General features: G+C 37.6%; 15 protein-coding genes. 9 read left to right on the top strand and 6 right to left on the bottom strand.

The window, feature by feature from the left end:
* Positions 1 to 18: 18 nt before the first annotated feature.
* The 4 genes from KHA97_RS13810 (at position 19) to KHA97_RS13795 (ending at position 5430) form a co-directional block, all read left to right on the top strand.
* Entirely contained in the window at positions 19 to 1749 is a 1731-nt protein-coding gene (locus KHA97_RS13810; protein WP_213125294.1) for an ABC transporter ATP-binding protein, read from the top strand.
* Complete coding sequence (locus tag KHA97_RS13805; protein WP_213125293.1) at positions 1742 to 3586, top strand: ABC transporter ATP-binding protein; 1845 nt, start codon at positions 1742 to 1744, stop codon at positions 3584 to 3586. Before KHA97_RS13810 ends, KHA97_RS13805 begins: the two co-directional genes overlap by 8 nt.
* Positions 3587 to 3714: 128 nt before the next feature.
* Positions 3715 to 4647, top strand: coding sequence for an aldo/keto reductase (locus KHA97_RS13800; RefSeq protein WP_213125292.1), 933 nt, complete (start codon positions 3715 to 3717; stop codon positions 4645 to 4647).
* A 216-nt stretch (positions 4648 to 4863) separates the two neighbouring features.
* Positions 4864 to 5430 carry a zinc metalloprotease gene (locus KHA97_RS13795; RefSeq protein ID WP_213125291.1) on the top strand — a complete coding sequence of 189 codons (567 nt, stop codon included), beginning with the start codon at positions 4864 to 4866 and terminating at the stop codon, positions 5428 to 5430.
* Between the two features lie 104 nt (positions 5431 to 5534).
* On the opposite strand, the gene KHA97_RS13790 is transcribed toward KHA97_RS13795, so the two are convergent.
* The 3 genes from KHA97_RS13790 to KHA97_RS13780 all read right to left on the bottom strand — a co-directional run bounded on the left by KHA97_RS13790 (position 5535) and on the right by KHA97_RS13780 (position 9301).
* Positions 5535 to 5840, bottom strand: coding sequence for a histidine phosphatase family protein (locus KHA97_RS13790; protein ID WP_213125290.1), 306 nt, complete (start codon positions 5838 to 5840; stop codon positions 5535 to 5537).
* Between the two features lie 800 nt (positions 5841 to 6640).
* The gene (locus KHA97_RS13785) at positions 6641 to 7924 is read right to left on the bottom strand and encodes an MFS transporter (RefSeq protein ID WP_213125289.1); all 1284 of its coding nucleotides are present in this window, start codon (positions 7922 to 7924) and stop codon (positions 6641 to 6643) included.
* 69 nt (positions 7925 to 7993) lie between these two features.
* Complete coding sequence (locus tag KHA97_RS13780; protein WP_213125288.1) at positions 7994 to 9301, bottom strand: alkaline phosphatase family protein; 1308 nt, start codon at positions 9299 to 9301, stop codon at positions 7994 to 7996.
* A gap of 304 nt (positions 9302 to 9605) precedes the next feature.
* Between KHA97_RS13780 and KHA97_RS13775 the strand changes: the two genes are divergently transcribed.
* The 3 genes from KHA97_RS13775 to KHA97_RS13765 are packed head-to-tail and all read left to right on the top strand — an operon-like array spanning position 9606 to position 11464.
* On the top strand, positions 9606 to 10073 hold the full coding sequence (locus KHA97_RS13775) for an RNA polymerase sigma factor (protein WP_213125287.1): 468 nt from the start codon (positions 9606 to 9608) through the stop codon (positions 10071 to 10073).
* Positions 10073 to 11284, top strand: a complete 1212-nt coding sequence (locus KHA97_RS13770; RefSeq protein ID WP_213125286.1) for a hypothetical protein — start codon at positions 10073 to 10075, stop codon at positions 11282 to 11284. Before KHA97_RS13775 ends, KHA97_RS13770 begins: the two co-directional genes overlap by 1 nt.
* 12 nt (positions 11285 to 11296) lie before the next feature.
* Complete coding sequence (locus KHA97_RS13765) at positions 11297 to 11464, top strand: hypothetical protein (protein WP_213125285.1); 168 nt, start codon at positions 11297 to 11299, stop codon at positions 11462 to 11464.
* 42 nt (positions 11465 to 11506) lie between these two features.
* Here KHA97_RS13765 and KHA97_RS13760 read toward each other — a convergent pair whose 3' ends face one another.
* The gene (locus KHA97_RS13760) at positions 11507 to 11632 is read right to left on the bottom strand and encodes a small acid-soluble spore protein P (protein WP_213125284.1); all 126 of its coding nucleotides are present in this window, start codon (positions 11630 to 11632) and stop codon (positions 11507 to 11509) included.
* Positions 11633 to 11786: 154 nt separating this feature from the next.
* Here KHA97_RS13760 and KHA97_RS13755 point away from each other — a divergent pair, with 154 nt between their 5' ends.
* On the top strand, positions 11787 to 12785 hold the full coding sequence (locus tag KHA97_RS13755; RefSeq protein ID WP_213125784.1) for an asparaginase: 999 nt from the start codon (positions 11787 to 11789) through the stop codon (positions 12783 to 12785).
* Positions 12786 to 12831: 46 nt separating this feature from the next.
* On the top strand, positions 12832 to 13977 hold the full coding sequence (gene nagA, locus KHA97_RS13750; protein WP_213125283.1) for an N-acetylglucosamine-6-phosphate deacetylase: 1146 nt from the start codon (positions 12832 to 12834) through the stop codon (positions 13975 to 13977).
* A gap of 16 nt (positions 13978 to 13993) precedes the next feature.
* On the opposite strand, the gene KHA97_RS24465 is transcribed toward nagA, so the two are convergent.
* Complete coding sequence (locus KHA97_RS24465) at positions 13994 to 14623, bottom strand: phosphatase PAP2 family protein (RefSeq protein ID WP_213125282.1); 630 nt, start codon at positions 14621 to 14623, stop codon at positions 13994 to 13996.
* Between the two features lie 84 nt (positions 14624 to 14707).
* Positions 14708 to 15721 carry an LLM class flavin-dependent oxidoreductase gene (locus tag KHA97_RS13740; RefSeq protein ID WP_213125281.1) on the bottom strand — a complete coding sequence of 338 codons (1014 nt, stop codon included), beginning with the start codon at positions 15719 to 15721 and terminating at the stop codon, positions 14708 to 14710.
* Between the last annotated feature and the right edge of the window lie 203 nt (positions 15722 to 15924).

The raw sequence follows: 15924 nt of genomic DNA, 5'->3' as shown, positions 1-15924 counted from the left end.
AACTGGAGGGAAATAAATGTGAGAAAGTTAAGCCCTTATTTAAAACCGCATTGGTTTTTCGTTTTGCTCGCACCGCTTTTAATGATACTTGAGGTTTATATGGATTTGCTTCAGCCGAGGCTGATGGCTTCTATTATTGATGAAGGGATCATGAAAGGCGATCTCTCGCTTGTACAATCAACAGGGGCTCGGATGCTGCTCATCGCCTTCATGGGGTTACTGGGGGGTGTTGGGTGTACCGTTTTTGCCAGTTTTGCTTCCGTCCATTTTGCCGCAGATTTACGTGAAGACTTATATAAACGTGTCCAAACCTTTACATTTAAGCAGTTAGACCGATTTTCGGGAGGGCAGCTTGTCACAAGACTAACGAATGATGTCACTCAGCTTCAATTATTTGTCGAGATGCTTTTAAAAATATTCGTACGTGCTCCTCTGTTAATCATCGGAAGTACCATCATGGTTATCCTCATTAGTCCGAAGCTGGCGTTGGTACTAGTTGTGTCCATGCCACTGCTTTTTACAGCGTTGTATTTGCTCGTACGCTATGCATTTCCGATGTTTTCAAAAGTACAGGAAAGGCTGGATGGTGTTAATAATGTTTTGCAGGAAAATTTACGCGGGATGAGATTAGTCAAAGCCTTCGTTCGTGGTGATTTTGAACGTAAGAAATTCAGTAAACAAAACACAGAATACACGGATTTTGCGATAAAAGCATTTCGAATTATGGCATTAAATATGCCGGTCATGATGTTGATCATGAATTTATCGATCGTTGCCATCCTGTGGTTTGGTGCTGGGCAAACGTGGGCAGGGCACTTACCGGTTGGCGACCTCGTTGCTTTTATCAATTATGTCACTCAAGTATTGTTTTCTCTTCTAATGGTTGCAATGCTTATGATGTCCATTTCGCGGGCGAAGGCATCTGCCGATCGCGTCAATGAAGTATTGGATATTAAACCTGAAAAACAAATACCGAAGGCTCAACCGCTAAAAAATATTCAAGGCAACATTGAGTTTAGGAATGTTTCCTTCTCATATGAAAAAGATCAGGAACTCATTTTAAAGAATATTAGTTTTGACTCGAAACGCGGTGAAAGAGTTGCTATTTTAGGGGCGGCTGGAACAGGTAAGTCATCACTCATCCATTTGATTCCCGGGCTTTATGAACCGACGGAAGGCTCTGTTTTATTGGACGGAAAAAATGTGTTGGATTTGCCTTTTGAAGAGCTTAGGAAACACATTGGTCTCGTCCTCCAACAGACGATTCTATTCAGCGGAACAATCTATGAAAATATTAGTTTTGGGAAGCCTGATGCTTCAATGGAAGAAGTGGTGGCAGCTGCAAGAGCAGCGCAGGCCCATGAGTTTATTAGCAAGATGCCAAACGGCTACGAAACTGTTTTAGGCCAGCGCGGAGTCAATTTATCCGGAGGACAAAAACAAAGGATCTCGATTGCTCGAGCACTTTTATTAAAGCCTGCCGTTTTAATATTGGATGATAGTACGAGTGCTGTTGATGTTAAAACTGAAATCGCCATCCAGAAAGCATTGCGAACAAATTGGAGCGACTGTACTTGTATTTTCATCGCGCAGCGTATTTCATCTGTTGTCGATGCGGATCGTATTATTGTGTTAGAGAATGGAGAAATTGTGGCCGAAGGTAAACATGATGAATTGCTAGTAAATAGTCCGATATACCAAGAAATCTATGCTTCCCAACAGCGAAAGGAGGAAGTACTCCATGCCTAATTCGAAGGAAAGAAGCCAGCCTGCAGGACCTCCTCCTGGTTTTCATGGCGGTCCAGGCCGCCACATGCCAAGAGGTCCGGTCGTCAAAGCCAAAAATACGAAAGAAACATTGCAACGATTATGGCATTATTTACGCAAACAAAAAGCTGGTTTAATAGCCGTTACAATTTTTACCACCATTAGTGCTGTCCTTATGCTGATGGGTCCATATTTAATTGGAATATCGATTGATAAATATATTATCCCTAGGAATTACAACGGACTTCTTTGGCTGTGCCTCGTTTTACTTTTTGTATATATAGGAAGTTCAGCTTTTTCGTGGTTGCAAATGCATGTCATGGCCTCTGTATCCCAAAATACTGTACGAGAGATGCGCCGAGATTTATTTGATAAATTGCAGAAGCTTCCGATTCCTTATTTTGATAAAACAGCACATGGGGAATTGATGAGCCGTACGACGAATGACATGGATACCGTATCAAATACTCTTAATCAAAGTATGGCGCAGTTTATAAATAGTGTGTTGACATTGGTCGGAGTCGTCATTTTTATGCTTGTGATGGATGTATGGTTAACGATCGTGAGCATGGTCGTTATTCCACTAGTACTCTTGATAACGAAAAATATAGCAAAGTTCACTCGGAAATTTTTCAGCAGTCAACAAAAAGAACTAGGTTCATTAAATGGCTATATTGAAGAAACAGTATCGGGGCAAAAAGTGATAAAAGTATACCGTCGTGAAGAGAAAGCGTTGGAGGAGTTTCGTGAAAAGAACTTGGCTTTAAGGGACGTTGCCAAGAAGGCGCAAATTTTTGCAGGTGTAATGGGACCATCCATGAACTTTGTGAATAACTTAAGCTTTGGACTCATTGCTGGAATTGGCGGCTGGATGGCTCTGAAGGGAATCGTAACGATTGGTATCGTAGTTGCATTTTTGAATTATTCAAGACAGTTTAGTAGACCAATCAACGAGCTTGCCAACCAATTCAATTTATTGCAGGCAGCAATCGCAGGTGCGGAACGGATTTTTGAAGTAATGGATGAGGTAGAAGAAGATAAGGAAGGCGAAAATTTGCCATTACTTCAACATATCAACCATTCTATCTCATTTGAAAATGTTTCCTTTTCTTACTCTAAAGACGATAGAGCAGTACTGAAAAACATCTCTTTTACTGCGGAGAAGGGACAGAATATTGCACTCGTAGGTCCAACTGGTGCGGGAAAAACAACTATCGTCAATTTGCTTACACGCTTTTATGATATTGAAGAAGGTCGGATTAAAGTGGACGGCACAGATATTAAAATGTGGGATCGCAACAGTTTACGCAAACGAATAGGAATCGTTTTACAAGATGCCTTTTTATTCAGTAGTTCAGTTATGGAAAATATTCGTTATGGTCGCTTGGATGCAACTGTTGAAGAAGTGGTAGACGCAGCAAAAATGGCGAATGCGGATAGCTTTATTCGCAGGTTGCCTGAAGGATATCAATCGAAATTATCGGCAGACGGAGGCAATTTAAGCCAAGGCCAACGCCAGCTTATAACGATTGCCCGCGCCATATTGGCAGACCCTGATATTTTAATTCTTGATGAAGCAACGAGCAGCATTGATACGAGGACAGAAAGGCAAATTCAAGAGGCAATGAAAACGTTGATGGTTGGACGTACAAGTTTTGTTATTGCCCACAGGCTCAGCACCATTCGCGAAGCTGACATGATTCTCGTCATTAAAGACGGGGAAATTTTCGAAAGAGGCAACCATGATGAACTTATGGAGCAAAAAGGATTTTATTATGAACTGCAAATGAATGCAGCCACTGCACAGAAGGCAGTATAGAAGAACTCCTCCCAAGATACATTACTTGGGAGGAGTCGAAATATATGAGAGTATTATATAAAGGGAATTTACTTCTCATTGTCGAAACGCTTATATAGGAAAAATATTTAATAAAGGAGTAGATACATATGGCTCAAAAAGTACGTCTTGGAAAAACAGATTTGTATGTGAACCCGATTGGACTTGGGACGAATGCAGTAGGAGCTGCTCGCTTAAATCCAGATTTAGATGGTGAACTAGGAAGAGATATTATTAGAACTGCTGTACAAAATGGTTTGGATTTCCTTGATACAGCCTTTATATATGGTCCGAGAAGATCAGAAGAAATCATTGGGGAAGTATTAAAAGAAACAGGTAAACGAAGTGAAACCATTATCGCTACTAAAGGTGCCCATCGTTTTGAAGGAGAGGATGTCGTCGTTGATAATTCTCCTAACTTTTTGAGAAAATCTGTTGAAGATAGCTTAAACAGACTACAAACGGATTATATTGATTTGTATTACATCCATTTTCCAGATGAAGATACTCCAAAAGCTGAAGCGGTCGGCGTTTTAAAAGAGCTAAAAGATCAAGGGAAAATTCGGGCAATTGGTGTATCCAATTTTTCCATCGAACAATTAAAGGAAGCCAATATCGATGGTTATGTTGATGTGTATCAAGGTGAATACAATCTCCTCAATCGTTCGGCTGAAAAAGAATTGTTTCCTTACATGTTAGAAAATAGCATTTCGTTTGTACCGTATTTCCCGCTAGCTTCCGGCTTACTTACAGGTAAATTTAATCAAGACTCTCAAATTACAGATGCCCGTGCAAGAAAGCCGCATTTCCAAGGGGAAGCATTTATTCAAAATCTAGAAAAAGTGGATCAGCTTAGAAAAATAGCTGATACGAAGGGTGTGGATATAGCGCATATCGTATTAGCGTGGTACTTAACAAGAGACGCCGTTGACACAGTTATCCCCGGCGCTAAAAGACCAGAACAAGTATTAAATAATCTTAAAACATTGGAAGTTAACTTAACTGAAGAAGAAATTCAAGAGATAGACCGAATTTATAGTTAAAAGGGCACTTCTGGTCCCCTCGAATAATGCCAACAAGAACATCTATATTTTTGTGAAACTCGACCTAATTACCCGGTCGAGTTTTTTATTGTTTGGGAGATTATATATTCCGACTTTAATATCACTTATTTTCTCATTTAATCAATCAAAAATGATTTAACCACGTTTGAAAGGGTACTTGGATGATAAAACAGAATATAAATGAAAGGAGTACTCATGTTTGGGTTTAAAGATTTAATTGGACTAATTGTTTCGGCCTTTATTATTCTTCCTGTTGTCCTATTTTTAAGAGAGTTGGGTTATCTCATTACTAGTGGAATATTCGGTGTGAGGAACCCTAGATTAACAATTGGATCAGGACCGAGGATTTTTAAATTTGGTATTTTTGATATTCGAAAATATTACCATATATATAGTTGGTTTTCGTATGATTCTATTAAAAGAGAAAGCAAGCTCGCATATATTAGTATTTATGCGGGGCCGGTTTTAACAAATCTTTGTTTTGCCTTGCTAATTAATGCCCTTTTAGCTAATGGAGTGATACAGTCTTTTCAAATATTTTGGAGTCGATTTATCTTTTATGCTTTTTATTATATACTCTTTGACAGTGTTCCTATGCTCACTGTTAATGGAAAGCCTAATAATGGGATGATCATATATGAGATGATTCGTTATGGTAAACGAGTTGACTATAATACGGAACCCTTTATTCCGACTACAACTAAAGTCGAAAAACAATATCAAAAGATAATGGAGAAAAGAAAGAAAATGAAAAGAAAATAAATACTGGCAAAATTGCAAGGCATCCCCTGACGCAATAATCTCACTCTTAATTAGGACGATCTATAATTTTTAAAAACAGAGATTTGTTTATAAGCGAAATTTGTTTAACATTCACAAATCCTTTCTTCCTCGGTCATTCCTTCGATCTCTCCACAATCAATTTCACGGATTCTCTTATCATGACAAACAGGTAAGTTTAATATATCCCCAATTATTTTGCCGGTTTCATATGCTCGGGATAAATCACTAGAGATAATGAAATCCCAATGCCCTTTTTTTAGTAATCTATTTCCTAATGCCAATGCCTCTTCTTTTCCTATATGATTTAAAGGTATATCCGTAATTCCTTGAGCTTTTCCGAGCATATTCCATTCGGTTATTCCATGTCTAATGAATCCTATAGTTGTCATTAACTATTCTTCTCCTTTCCCAAAATAATAAATGTGTACAGTTGAATTATTTAATAATAGTTTTACAATGAAACGCCATGGCGCCGCTACGTAGGAAGCATTGTATTAATCAAACGTTTGTTTAGAAGAAACTAGAATCTTAAATTTTGATCAAATTAATTTTTCTTTAATGAAATATCTTTCTCATACAGGCATTTTTTTACTTCCTTCTAAACATACTCCTACATAAGGTTTCTCCACTCCCATATAGTTACAATTGAATGTAAGGTAGGGACCAAAATTGCTAAACAAACGATTGATTAAACTGCAAAGGAGGGGAAAAAGTTTAATCAAACGATTGTTTGAATGGGGTAAAAAGACCAAAATTGCTAAACAAACGATTGATTAAACTGTAAAGGAGGGGAAAATGTTTAATCAAACGATTGTTTGAATGGGATAAAAAGACCAAAATTGCTAAACAAACGTTTGATTAAGCTGCACAGGAGGACAAATGTTTAATCAAACGAATGTTTGAATGAGATAAAAGAGACCAAAAGTGTTAACCAAACGATTGATTAAACGGAAAAAGGGGATAAAAGTTTAATCAAACGATTGGTTAGTAGAAAAAGGACTCAAATTGCTAAACAAACAATTGATTTAAATGTAAAAGAGTAAGAATACAATTCTTAATTGATTTCGAGTTGCTTTTCTATGTCATGCCCAATGCCATTTCGTGTGCGATTCTAACGAAGTATAAATTTCTAATTAAAAATATCGTTCCATACAAAAAATAGGGACTAGGAGTCCCTATCTTTATCTAATTAGACAATCTTCGTATTTCCAAGATCCGATGCATTACCTTTAGGTTCAGGGACTCGTGCAAGAATCACTATCCCGATTATAAATAGAATGACGAGACTGAATACTCCGTATGAAGTATGTCCTGTAATTTGTGCAGTGACTCCCAATAAAAGCGGCCCCATAATCGAAGCGAATTTTCCTATAATATTATAAAATCCGAAAAACTCATTCGCTTTTTCTTTCGGAATCATTTGTGCATAGTAGGAGCGGCTCAACGCTTGAATACCACCTTGAGAAGTGGCGACCAACATAGCTAGTATCCAAAAATCAAGAGCTGTTTTCATGAATACGGCATATATGCAAACGATGATATAAACAATGATTCCGACATATAGCATTTTTTTAGCGCCAAATTTATCTGAAAACTTACCATACAAAATGGCAAAAGGGGCAGCCACTACTTGGGTGGCGAATAAGATAATAAGTAGGCTGGTAGAGCTAATTCCCATATCAGTACCATACGCAGTGGCCATAGAAATAATCGTTCCAACCCCATCAATATAGAAAAAGTAGGCGAGTAAAAATAAAAACAGTGTCCGATATTTCCGAATATCTTTAAATGTTCCACCAAGACGCTTAAAGCTATTTACAATGGGATTCGGTTCGCGTTCAATATAATAGCGCTGATGAACATCTTTAAACATGGGAATAGTGAATAGTCCCCACCAAATAGCAGTAATAAGGAAGGAAATTTTACTAGCTAATCCTACTGAAATTGGAATGATCTCATTATCGGCGAGAATAATGATTGCAATACTGATAATAAAAGGTATCGTACTCCCAATATAGCCCAAACCATACCCGCGAGCAGATACACGATTCATTCGATCCTCTGTCGTAACATCTATGAGAAAGGCATCGTAGAAAACGATGGAACCAATAAAACCAACTGTTGAAAACATATAAAATATTAATAATAGCTGCCATTGCTCTCCAGGGATAAATGCGAGTAATGCAGTGGACGCCACTCCCATTACAAAAAAGAAAGTAAAAAACTTTTTCTTAAGTCCTCGATAATCAGCAATTGTTCCTAGAATCGGATTAAGCATAGCTAAAATAAAAGTAGCGATTGCAATCGTATAACCTAAATAAGCTGTCGAATTAACGTCACTGACCCCGGCGGAGGATGCCATTGATTTATAAAAGATTGGAAAGACAGCGGACGTAATAATTATCGAATATGCTGAGTTCGCCCAGTCATACATAATCCAACTATTTTCTTCTTTAGAATACAGCTTTTTCATCCATTTCCCCCCTTGTAATCTTGCATAGCTATATTGTACTAGAAGAATAGATTAGAATGTTAAAAATTTTTAAACATCAAACATTTCCTTTATAATCCTTCCATCTGTATCCCCAAGATCAAGGCCTAGTAATTTTGCAAAAGTGGGGCCTTCATCCACTAGGTGCATAGAAGGAATATTTACTTTTTCACGAATTCCTTTTCCAGATGCGATTAATACAGTCTCGTAGTTTGCTTTTTTAGGCGAATAACCATGAGACGCGACTGTATATCGACGTTCCTCTACATCCTCTTTCGTAATGGAATCAATAAATTCTCCTTCTAATCGCTCGTGAAAATAAAAGCCTCTACGCGCCTCAATCATAAAGGCAGCCTTTTCATCGGCACCTCTTTTTCCCGCTTCATCACCTGTCAGAACGAATTCTATGCCGTTATGCTCATCCTCCTGCAGTCTTTGCAATAGTTCTCCAACGCGTGATTTCGTTTCCTTATCATTTGGATTGTGCAAATATATATAGGCGGAGCCGTCACAGCTTTTACAATATGCTTTCCAGTCCGTAACTTTTCCTTTTTCATTTACATTGATCAACCCTTGTTCCTTCAAGAGCACGTTCACTTTTACAGCCTTCGATTCATCTAAAGCACTATGATCTCCTAGAGCTACAATCGTTGAGTTTTCATAAATTCCTGCATCCTTAAGGGCATGTAGAATTCTACCTAACCGTATATCGTGGCGTTTTAAAGCAGCTTGAGCCTCTTCAGATGAGAAACCGTGATAATGCCGCTGTGTATCAAGATCGGTAAAATGGACAAGCATTAAATTCGGCTTTTTCGTTTCAATCGTATGGACAGCAGACTCCAATACAAAGTCATCTAATTCCGGCTGGCTGATCCCTTTTCGTATATGACCAAAACGATTATTCATATCGATTTGGTAAAAAACGCTCCCATTTGCTAAAGAAACCGCAATTTGATTGAGCCAAGGGCGATTGGCAAAAATTTCGGGCATATTGTAATCGATATTAGCCTTAGCTGTAACAGGCCACAACAACGCTGCCGTTTTCATGCCTGCTTTCTTCGCCTCATCATATAATGTCGTCCCTTTAATATGAAATCGATGCCAGTACCAGTCAGGCGAAGGATTTCCGGGTTGAAGGAATGTATTATTGATAACGCCATGATGGTTAGGGTATTTTCCCGTTACAATAGTTGCATGACATGGGTAAGTGACAGATGGATAAATAGTCTCTACATGTTTGCAATACGATCCTTTATATAACAATTCCTGAAAATTTGGAAGTTCCTCTAACATGGAAAAATCCAATGCTGAGAGACAATCAAATGAAATGACGATTAAATGGTCTGTAAGTCGTGTCATAGGTACCTCCTAGAAAAAATATCTTCTAAATCCATCATAATGGTAGTTTAGGTCCATTGCTATTAAATAATGAAAAAATTATGAATACAATCCGAAATTTGTCCAATAAAAGTTTAAAATAGAACTATATAAGTCACATGTCATCCGCTCTAAAAAAGTAAAAGCATAGCGTGGATATCAGTCCCTGAGTTAACAAAATAATATTTTTAAATTTTTTTATTTTTTCTCCAACACTTTTACAACTCCAAACGTTATCTATACGAAAGCAAATACATCAGTAAAAAATACGAAGTGAGTGAGCCATATGGAAGCGAGTGATCTATATGAAAAGTTAAAAGCCGATCTTTATCGATTTGCCGTTTCGATATCTCGGCATGAGCATGAGGCAAATGACCTTGTTCAAGATGCTTTGATGAAGTCGCTGAAAGAAACTGAACTTTTTATCTTGCCTGAATATAAACAAAAAGCTTGGTTCTACCGAGTAATGAAAAATAAACTCATTGATGAACGAAGAAAAGAAAAGCGGCTCTCTGAATGGGATGAGGAATTCGATATACCGGTTCAAGTATTTGCAGGAAACCATATTGAAATGGCTGAGCTTTTATCACATCTGCCCATAGAATTAAGCGATATTGTTTTTAAACGATACTGGATAGGATTGAACAGCAAGGAAATTGCTGAACAACTTGGACTGCCGGCTTCAACGATAAGATATAAGCTTCATATGGCAATCAAACGCTTGCGACACTTAATAGAAATGGAGGAAGGATAATGACAAAACAACGAATTGGAAATGTAGGATTATTAAATCTAATGAATGCAACAGAAGATAGCATAAAGGGAATTGAAGGAATTGATAATGTAGGGCTTGTTCTTTATAAAAGGGAAAACGCTTATCTTATATCAGCTTTAAATATTGAAAATATCGGAAAGACCGCATTAGTTCCGGATGGATATGCTTTTTTCAATGGAATTTTGCATATTGATCAAGCTTATATAGAGTCAATCCAAGAACCTGTAAAATTATTCATAAATGGTATTGTCATTATTGATAAAAATGTGGAAGCGGATCAAATAAAAAAGGAATTATTCCACTTTATTATGAATGGGAAAGTATACAGTCCAGCACATCTTTCAGGTTCTGTCAGTAACCTTTTTGCGGATGGTGAGCTTAATGTCAGTACTTATTCAGGAGAACCTCCACGCATTGAGAATGGAAAATTTACGCTAACGAATTCATTTCTTCAATCCTTAGATGGTCCCCAATATTTAGTTGTTAATGGAAAACTAACATTTTCCCAAGACCTAAATATGGATTTATTTAATGAAAAAATTAGTAATATAGAAGTTCACGGAAAAATCACTATTCCTGAGGAGCAAGAACCATATTTATATAAAAAAATGACTTCCCTTACAACTTCGCCAGTCGATGTTATTCCGGCTGGTTACGAATTGATCGAGAGCCAGCTTCAATTAAACAATCGTTCCATTCGTCGTTTTAAAAACAAAAAAATCATGGCGAAGAAACCTATCGTCGTCAATGCAGATGTCACTCGAGAAGCTCTTTCGAATGCTTTTTCAAAAATCCATTCTACTTCGTTGATTATATGTCACGAAAGCGTTGAGGATATCGTATACGAATTATGCAGTCTCTTAGATACGGAAGTGCTTGTATACGACAATTCCTTCATCTTAATTGAAAATGAAGAAGAATGGTCAAATGACGAATTTCTTGCTTTAAAGGAAGCAGCTAACTTCATTGTAAGAGGCGAGCTTATGCTAAATGGGGATGTTGACCCTGAGGTACTCCAAGAAAAAATTGCGACAATTGATTTATTGGGCGAAATTATCGTTTCAAACAAAAAATTAAAGGGGAGTTTACAAAACCTTCTCAGATTAAATGATGGAATCATTTCAGAAAGAAACAAAACTAGTGATGAACAATCATCTTATCTAAATAACATAGGAGAGCTCTCCCTATAGGAGGATAAAAAAATGTTCTTTTTCTTAGAAACCGAAGTTAAGCATAGAATTTATGAGCTTCAAAAAGAATCGGAAAAGCAAAGATTGTTGCAAAAGAAAAAAGCATCAATTTCAAATGAGCCCTCTTTAACTACTAGCAAACCTTTAAAAAAACCGACGCCAATCATGTCAACAAAATAAAGGGAAAGCCATGATCTCCACTAGATCATGGCTTTTAGCTTCTTACATATCATGTCCGCCAGCTTTATTTTGCCTAGTATGATTTTTATTTTTGACCTTGTGAGATCCGCTTAGCGGCTTTGGCTGATTAGATTGTTTTTCATGCGAATTTGAAGAATTTTTACCCATTTATAAGCCTCCATATGATCAAACTTTAAAGCACATGCTCCCATAAGTTCCCCCGAAAATTAGAATTTATGTAATTGTAAAATCGTAAACTACATGATGATATAGTAAAATAAAAATTGGAATCGCTTCATTATACTGAAAGGAAGTCATTATGATGCAATATGAAGTGTTAATTGAAGAAACAAGAAACGGTTTAGTTGAAAATATCCATAGTGGAATTATTTGCGGTGTTAATGATCAGTTGCAAACCATTTATCAAGTTGGAGATGAAGAGCAATATGTTTATTTTCGCTCTGCAGCCAAGCCTATTCAAGCTATCCCGATATTTTTATCAAATATTATTTCAAAATACAATATTACTGATGAGGAAGCCGCTTTATTTACTGCCTCACAGCGTGGGGAAGCCTATCATATCTCGGCTTTAGAATCATTATTACAGAAGCTTCCGGCTAAGGAAGAAGAACTTTTTTGCCCGGCTTCTTATCCATTAAATGCTGCTCCTAAAGAAACGATGATTAGGGAGCAAAAAAGTAAAAGAAGATTGTACCACAACTGTGCTGGAAAGCACTTGGGATTTGTGACGATGTGTCGTGAGCTCGGTTTTCCTGTAGAAGGCTATTGGGAAGAAAATCATCCTCTTCAGCAGAAAATATTAAGCATTCTTTCAGAGCTGTCAGAAGTTCCCCAGTCCAATATCAAAATGGGGATTGATGGATGTGGCGTGCCTGTTTTTGCCATCCCACTTAAAAATATGGCAATCGCGTACTTAAAATTAGCTTGTCCAGATTTAATTGCAGATGAAGACATGCGAAATGCTGTAAAAAAAATGACGAACGTCATGAATCTCCATCCGAATATCGTAGCATCTGAAGATTTTGTCTGCTCAGCTTTACTTAGAGACGAAAATATTGTAGCTAAAGGTGGAGCCCAAGGCGTCTATTGCTTCGGCTTGAAAAAAGAAAGAAGAGGTTTTGCTTTAAAAGTTTTGAGTGGCTCCGAAGATGTATGGCCGAATGTTTTAGCTTCGATTCTAGAACAAATCGGCTACAGTAATCAACAAACCATCAATTCTCTTCGTAAAATTAGACCAGCGATTATAAAAAATGATGCAGGAATCGTTGTGGGAGAAGTAAGGGAAAAATTTTCTTTATAAGAGCTAAAAACATAGAAGTTTTTTTGAAAAATTGGGGGAGATAAGGATGAACAATAAAGTCATTATTAATGCGAGAGTTGCGACATCTAATGATATTGCCCAATCATCCGCGGTATGGATTGAAGATGGAAAAATTCAAGTAGTGGAACATAGCATCTTACCTGAGATTCCTAAAGGATACGAAGTAATCGACGCAAATGATCATTTATTAATCCCCGGCATGATTGACGTTCATATTCATGGCGCCAATGGATTTGATATGATGGATGGAACGGAAGAAAGTATTTTAGAAGTATCAAAAACATGTGCTTCAACAGGATGTACATCTTTTCTTGTCACATCGGTTTCATCTTCCATCGAGGACCTCATGCTTATGATTCAAAATGTTAAAAATGTGATTGGTTCGGAACAAGGTGCGAAGATTGCCGGTATTCATTTGGAAGGTCCATATTTAAATGTAAAACGAAAAGGTATGCAAAATGAATTGTATTTGCGTCATCCAAACTTAGAGGAAATGAAAGACATTTTATCTGAAGCTGGAGACCTCGTTAAAATGGTGACAGTTGCACCAGAACTGCCTGGCGGGATTGAAATGGTAGAGTATCTTAAAGAGAAGGGAATCATTGTAGCGGTTGCTCATTCCGATGCAACATATGAAGAAGCAAAAGAAGCTTTTTCAAAAGGAGCAAGCCATGTTACTCATTGCTTTAATGGGATGCGTCCTATCCATCATCGCGACCCAGGCCTTGTTGTAGCCGCTTTTGAAGAAGAACATGTTAGTCTGCAAGCGATTGTCGATCACGTTCATCTTCATCCAGCCATCGTTCGCCTTATGCATCGCATTAAAGGTCCAGAAGGGGTTGTCTTAATTACAGACGCTCTGCAAGCGATGAATATGGGGGATGGAGTGTATGAATTTGGCGGTCATAAAGTGACTGTGGCAAACGGAGAAGCGCGACTAGCGGATGGCACACTCGCTTCGAGTACCGTTACTATGAATGAAGCGTTGCTGAAAACAGTGGAAAGTGGTATTTCATTACAAGATGCCGTTTATATGGCCGCTACGACTCCTGCCGATATTTTAGGATTGCAAAACAAAGGAAGGATTGCCCCGCAAATGGACGCAGACCTTGTCCTTCTTAATACTGACTTCAACGTTTTATGGACAATGATTGAAGGGAAATTAGTATAAGATTATAGGCCGCTCTCTACTTGGTAGAATGCGGCCTTCTTTTAGATGAAAGGTGGTAAAGAAGAATAATAATGTATAAATATACGTATCCGGCACTTAGCCCAGCTATGATATCAGTTGGGTAATGGACTCCTAAATATGCTCTACTCATCGCAATAAAAAGTACGAGCACAATTGTGGCTGTAAGCCATACGTAACGATATTTTTGACCCATTTTCAAAATATGAATAAATAAGTAAAAAAAGAATCCAAAAACTACTATTGCCCCCATGGAATGTCCACTCGGAAAGCTAAATCCACTTTCATGAATCAATGGATTAAGAGAAGGTCGCTCACGATGAATCCATCCTTTTAATAAATGGTTTAACCCAACCTCCCCTAAGAATGCCAACATTAAAAACGAAGCTTCAAAATATTTTTTCTTAACTGCGAGGAAAATTAATGCGACGACCGAAATTGGGATGATAAAATTTTTAGATCCCAGCTCTGTAAAAAAGTAAAAGAACCTATTTAAAAACTTGGTTCTAATTCCTTCAAAAAACTCAAGTGTGTTGATGTCAATGTTTCTAAAGAATTTCAAGTCATATGAAAAGGCAAGTCCAAAAAATAAAAGTAGGCAAATGATGAAAAAAGTCTTTTTTGTCACAAAATAAGCCTCCGTTCTGGATAGTCATTAACACTTTATATTTTTCCTATACACCGTGTCAATTATATCCAAAACGGGGGAGCCTTAATTCGTCATTTCAGCAACGATTTCATAAGAGCGCAATCGATCTTCCTGATAATAGATCTGCGAATTAATAATAATTTCGTCTGCTTCCGTTTCTTGAATAAAGGATTCTAGTTTTGGCTTCACTGTTTCATAACTGCCAACGAAAGTAGAACGAGGATCAAGTGTTTTTTCAATATGAACTCGTTCAATTGGTGACATGACTTCGTCCATATTTTCAACAGGTGGTTGGAGTTGAGTAGGACGATTTCTAATCAAGCTTAAAAACTGTTGCTGCTGTGAAGTCGAAAGCCACATAGCCTTTTCATCAGTATCAGCCGCAATAATATTTATCCCCAGCATGGCATAAGGCTTCTTAAGTGCAGCTGAAGGTTTGAAGTTTTCACGGTATAGCTTTAATGCCTGTAAAAGATAATCAGGTGCAAAATGACTTGCGAAAGAAAACGGCAAGCCTTTTTGGGCTGCTAGCTGTGCACTAAATCCACTAGAACCTAAAAGCCAAATTGGAATATTCAATCCTTCACCAGGAATAGCTCGAACTCTGGCTTCAGGGTTATATTCAAAATACGTTTGCAATTCCTCTACCTGCTGTGGGAATTCCTCCGCTCCTCTACCTAATGAACGTCTTAGAGCATAAGCAGTTGCCTGATCGCTACCAGGAGCACGTCCAAGGCCAAGATCAATTCTCCCAGGGTATAAGGATTCCAACGTTCCAAACTGTTCTGCAATGACAAGTGTTGCATGATTAGGCAGCATAATACCGCCTGCCCCAACACGGATTCTCTTAGTAGCACTTGCAATATGGCCGATGAGAATTGAGGTTGCGGAGCTAGCGATACCTGGCATATTGTGATGCTCAGCCAGCCAATAACGATTAAATCCTAGGGTTTCTACGAGACGAGCTAATTCTACGCTGTTTTTAAATGACTGTCCTGCATTGCTTTCTTTTGTGATAGGAGCTAAATCAAGAACGGATAAGGGAATATTATTAAACAATTTAGATTTGCTAGTCATTATTTCACTCCTTTAATTACTTTTAATTTATGTATTGTTATTGTTGAAATCGCTGCATGAAATGTTAAAGAGATCCAAAAAGTTAGTACCTATTTGTTTAATTAAATGATAGGCTTATTCCTTTATACAGTCCAATCATCAGCTTTTGAATTGTAAATTCACCTTTACATAATCTTTACAATTCCTTAATGTACTTTTAATCA

Origin of the sequence: Lederbergia citri, from assembly GCF_018343625.1 — a bacterium.
Classification (GTDB): domain Bacteria; phylum Bacillota; class Bacilli; order Bacillales; family Bacillaceae_C; genus Lederbergia; species Lederbergia citri.
Note: the sequence above shows the minus strand (reverse complement) of the source record. Positions and strands in the feature narration are given on the sequence as shown.

Coding starts and splice junctions, on each gene's coding strand:
- KHA97_RS13805 (WP_213125293.1), top strand. CDS start 1,742: ATGCCTAATTCGAAGGAAAGAAGCCAGCCTGCAGGACCTCCTCCTGGT.
- KHA97_RS13800 (WP_213125292.1), top strand. CDS start 3,715: ATGGCTCAAAAAGTACGTCTTGGAAAAACAGATTTGTATGTGAACCCG.
- KHA97_RS13795 (WP_213125291.1), top strand. CDS start 4,864: ATGTTTGGGTTTAAAGATTTAATTGGACTAATTGTTTCGGCCTTTATT.
- KHA97_RS13790 (WP_213125290.1), bottom strand. CDS start 5,840: ATGACAACTATAGGATTCATTAGACATGGAATAACCGAATGGAATATG.
- KHA97_RS13785 (WP_213125289.1), bottom strand. CDS start 7,924: ATGAAAAAGCTGTATTCTAAAGAAGAAAATAGTTGGATTATGTATGAC.
- KHA97_RS13780 (WP_213125288.1), bottom strand. CDS start 9,301: ATGACACGACTTACAGACCATTTAATCGTCATTTCATTTGATTGTCTC.
- KHA97_RS13775 (WP_213125287.1), top strand. CDS start 9,606: ATGGAAGCGAGTGATCTATATGAAAAGTTAAAAGCCGATCTTTATCGA.
- KHA97_RS13770 (WP_213125286.1), top strand. CDS start 10,073: ATGACAAAACAACGAATTGGAAATGTAGGATTATTAAATCTAATGAAT.
- KHA97_RS13765 (WP_213125285.1), top strand. CDS start 11,297: ATGTTCTTTTTCTTAGAAACCGAAGTTAAGCATAGAATTTATGAGCTT.
- KHA97_RS13760 (WP_213125284.1), bottom strand. CDS start 11,632: ATGGGTAAAAATTCTTCAAATTCGCATGAAAAACAATCTAATCAGCCA.
- KHA97_RS13755 (WP_213125784.1), top strand. CDS start 11,787: ATGCAATATGAAGTGTTAATTGAAGAAACAAGAAACGGTTTAGTTGAA.
- nagA (WP_213125283.1), top strand. CDS start 12,832: ATGAACAATAAAGTCATTATTAATGCGAGAGTTGCGACATCTAATGAT.
- KHA97_RS13740 (WP_213125281.1), bottom strand. CDS start 15,721: ATGACTAGCAAATCTAAATTGTTTAATAATATTCCCTTATCCGTTCTT.